Here is a 4,772-nt window from a genome sequence, read left to right on the forward strand (position 1 = left end):
CCTGTTCAGGTAGTAGTGAAAGCATTGGGTGCGCCTACAGACATCGTTCTGGCAGATACCACCACTGCTTGTACTACTGGTAATGCAGTACTGGCTCCAACGGCTAATCCTGCATCCGGTATCACTAACCCAACCTTCAGTTGGTATTTTGATGCTGCTAAAACACAGCCAATCACAAATGCTACTGTTGGCGGAACTACTTACGCAATCGACTCAACAGGTAAACTGACGATCACCGGACTGGCGGTCGGCACCTATACTTATTATGTCGCGATCGCAGGTAGCAACCGTTGTCCAAATGCAGCCGGTAATCTAAAAGCTGCGGTGGTGAACATAGTAACTGCACCAGCTCCTCCAGTAGTGGCAGGTGCGGTAGTTGTAGCCACTGGTCAGACTGCAAGTCTCACCGCTACTCCAGTTCCAGGTGCAACCATCAACTGGTATGCAGATTCTACTACCACTACTGTTCTTGGTTCAGGAACACCATTTGTAGTAGGTCCGTTCTCTAATCCGGGTACTTATACTTATTGGGCAGGTGTATCAATTCCAGGAGCATGTTCTTCTGCAAGAGTACCAGTTGTGGTAACAGTTACTGGTCCTGTAGTACCGCCTACAGCATGTAACGTAGCCACCAGTCAGACTTCAGGTACTACCCTTGGTTGTATCCTCTGCTCTGTGCAGAACCCAACCTTCGATATCGATAGTTCAACTACGAACTTCACTACATTGGCAATGCCAGTGGGTCTGTTGGGAGGTTCTGTTTATCAGGAACTGATCTTCCCGAATACAGGAAGTGCAACAGATAGTATCCAGGTTACCTTGGGTACCTCTACTGCCCTTGCAGATGTGAGTCTGCTCGGCGGTACCGTACTGACAGTATACAATGGTACTACGAAAGTATCCGCAGATACGCTTTCTAACCTGCTTACCCTGCGCTTGTTAAGCGGTAACCAACAGTTTATCGCTACTATCCCAACAGGCGCCGCCTACGACCGCGTAGAAATCCGTCTGACAGGCGTAGCTAATCTGTTGAACTCAATTAATATCTATGGCGCTAGGATCATCTATCCTAACCCAACCATCAATACGCCACATGATACTGTTTGTGTGAATACAAAAGCCACACTGACAGTTACTCCATCAGCTGGAACTGGTGTTCATTGGTATGCAGATTCTACCAGCACTACTGTACTGGGCTCTAATCCTACATACACAACGGATACGCTGAAAACACCAGGTATAGTTACTTATTGGGTAGCTGTTTACGGTGGACCACAGAATTGCGAAAATCCAAACAGAATACCTGTTCAGGTAGTAGTAACCCCACTGGGTACGCCTGCCGATATCAACCTGGCAGATACTACCATCGCTTGTGCAAACGGTAATGCAGTACTGGCTCCAACGGCTAATCCTGCATCCGGTATCACTAACCCAACCTTCAGCTGGTACTTCGATGCTGCTAAAACACAGCCTATCACGAATGCTACTGTTGGTGGTGTGACTTACGTAATCGACTCAACAGGTAAACTGACGATCACCGGACTGGCAGTCGGCACTTATACTTACTACGTAGCCATCGCTGGTAGCAACCGTTGTGGCAATGCTCCAGGTAACCTGAAATCTGCTGTTGTGGATGTGGTGACAACACCAGCTCCTCCAGTAGTGGCAGGTGCGGTAGTAATAGCCACTGGTCAGACTGCAAGTCTCACCGCTACTCCAGTTCCAGGTGCAACCATCAACTGGTATGCAGATTCTACTACCACTACTGTTCTTGGTTCAGGAACTCCATTCGTAGTAGGTCCATTCAATAGTCCAGGTACATTTACATACTGGGCTGCTGTAGTGGTGCCAGGTGGTTGCTCATCTGCCCGCGTACCAGTTGTGGTAACAGTTACAGGTCCTGTAGTACCGCCTACAGCTTGTAACGTAGCCACCAGTCAGACTTCAGGTACTACGCTTGGTTGTATCCTCTGCTCTGTACAGAACCCAACCTTCGATATCGATAGTTCAACTACGAACTTCACTACATTGGCAATGCCAGTAGGTCTGTTGGGTGGTTCTGTTTATCAGGAACTTATCTTCCCAAGTACAGGTAATGCTACAGATAGTATCCAAGTTACTTTGGGTACCTCTACTGCCCTTGCAGATGTAAGTCTGCTCGGTGGTACTGTACTGACAGTATACAATGGTACTACGAAAGTATCCGCAGATACGCTTTCTAACCTGCTTACCCTGCGCTTGTTAAGCGGTAACCAGCAGTTTATCGCTACTATCCCAACAGGCGCCGCCTACGACCGCGTAGAAATCCGTCTGACAGGTGTAGCTAATCTGTTGAACTCAATTAATATCTATGGCGCTAGGATCATCTATCCTAACCCAACCATCAATACGCCACATGATACTGTATGTGCAAATACACGAGCTACTTTAACGGTAACTCCTGCAACAGGCACTGGTGTTCATTGGTACGCTGATTCTACCAGCACTACTGTGCTGAGCTCCAGTAATACTTACACAACGGATACGCTGAAAACACCAGGTATAGTTACTTACTGGCTGGCTGTTTATGGTGGACCGCAGAATTGTGAAAATCCAAACAGAATACCTGTTCAGGTAGTAGTAACCCCACTGGGTACGCCAGCTGATATCAACCTGGCAGATACTACCATCGCTTGTGCAAACGGTAATGCAGTTCTGGCTCCAACGGCTAATCCTGCATCCGGTATCACTAATCCAACCTTCAGCTGGTACTTCGATGCGGCTAAAACACAGCCTATCACAAATGCTACTGTTGGTGGTGTGACTTACGTAATCGACTCAACAGGTAAACTGACAATCTCCGGACTGGCAGTTGGCACTTATACTTACTACGTAGCCATCGCTGGTAGTAACCGTTGTGGCAATGCTCCAGGTAACCTGAAATCTGCTGTTGTGGATGTGGTGACAACACCAGCTCCTCCAGTAGTAGCAGGTGCGGTAGTTGTAGCCACTGGTCAGACTGCAAGTCTCACCGCTACTCCAGTTCCAGGTGCAACGATCAACTGGTATGCAGATTCTACTACCACCACTGTTCTTGGTTCAGGAACTCCATTTGTAGTAGGTCCATTCAATAGTCCAGGTATATTTACTTACTGGGCTGCTGTAGTGGTACCAGGTGGTTGCTCATCTGCCCGCGTACCAGTTGTAGTAACAGTTACTGGTCCTGTAGTTCCGCCTACAGCTTGTAACATGGCTACCAGCCAGGTATCAGGTACTACCCTTGGTTGTATCCTTTGCTCTGTGCAGAACCCAACCTTCGATATCGACAGTTCAACTACGAACTTCACTACATTGGCAATGCCAGTAGGTCTGTTGGGTGGTTCTGTTTACCAACAGTTAATCTTCCCAAGTACAGGTAATGCTACTGATAGTATCAGAGTAACCTTAGGCTCTTCTGTAAATCTGGTAGACGCAAGTCTGCTCGGTGGTACAGTATTGACCGTGTATAATGGTACTACACAAGTATCGGCAGACACCTTGTCTCACCTGCTGACACTGGAACTGCTGGGTGGTGGCTCACAGATTATTGCTACAATCCCAACAGGCGCTCCTTACGATCGCGTGCAGGTGACACTCACTGGTGTAGCTAATCTGTTGAACTCAATTAATATCTATGGCGCTAGGATCATCTATCCTAACCCAACAGTTAATACGCCACATGATACCATCTGTGCAAATACAGCAGCTACCTTAACGGTAACTCCTGCAACAGGCACCGGTGTTCATTGGTACGCTGATTCTACCAGCACTACCGTGCTGAGCTCCAGCAATACTTACACAACAGATACGCTGAGAACTCCAGGTATTGTTACTTACTGGCTGGCTGTTTACGGTGGACCGCAGAATTGCGAAAATCCAAACAGAATACCTGTTCCAGTAGTAGTATTGGCAAATCCAACTCCGATAGCTGATACCAGCAATCCTTCTACAGTTTGTATCAGCAATCTGCCTGTAACACTGAAAGTGGTTGCTCAGCCTGGTGTTACTTACACCTGGTATGATTCAACCGGTAATGTGTTGGTGGCAAATAGTAACGCATACACCACTTCCAATACATTGGCAGTAGGTCCGCATACCTTCTTCGTAGAAGGAACCACTGCAAACGGCTGTAATAATGGTAACGCTAAAACGCCAATCACCATCACGGTGACCAACGGTTCTCTGCCATCCGATATTACAATCGACAGTGTGCGGAATGGATGTGTGGGAGACACGATTCGTCTTGTACCGACAAGCACCACTGTTCCAAATCCAGTGTTTATGTGGTACGCAGACCAGCAGAAAACAATGCCAATCACCAATGGCGTGAACCCTGCAACCGGTGTGCTGACACTGACAAATCTGGCAGTTGGTAGCTACACTTATTATGTAAGCGTAAGCAATAATGGTAATTGTGCAAATGCGCCAGGTAACCTGAAACCAGTAACTGTAAACATCACGGCTATTCCTCCGGCTCCAGTTGCCGACAGCAGTAACCCGACCAGCGTATGTCAAAGTAATCTGCCAGCAACGCTGAAAGTGATCGCACAACCTGGTATTACTTATACTTGGTACGATTCAGTCGGTAACGTACTGCCTGCGGCTAATAATGTGTACACCACACCGAATACCCTGCCAGTAGGTACTTACACCTACTATGTGAAAGCGAATAACGCGAACGGCTGTGCAAATGATACCGCACGTACACCGATCACCCTGACTGTATTCAAGAATGCAGTAGCTGCCGATATCAT

The 4,772-nt window shown here is 47.6% G+C and carries 1 protein-coding gene; it reads left to right on the forward strand.

The window, feature by feature from the left end; genetic code table 11:
- Positions 1 to 4,772, forward strand: a 4,772-nt coding sequence (locus tag CLV59_RS29015) for an Ig-like domain-containing protein (RefSeq protein WP_211324022.1), incomplete at both ends; no start/stop codon positions are given.

The organism is Chitinophaga dinghuensis, from assembly GCF_003259435.1.
GTDB classification, from domain to species: Bacteria; Bacteroidota; Bacteroidia; order Chitinophagales; family Chitinophagaceae; genus Chitinophaga; species Chitinophaga dinghuensis.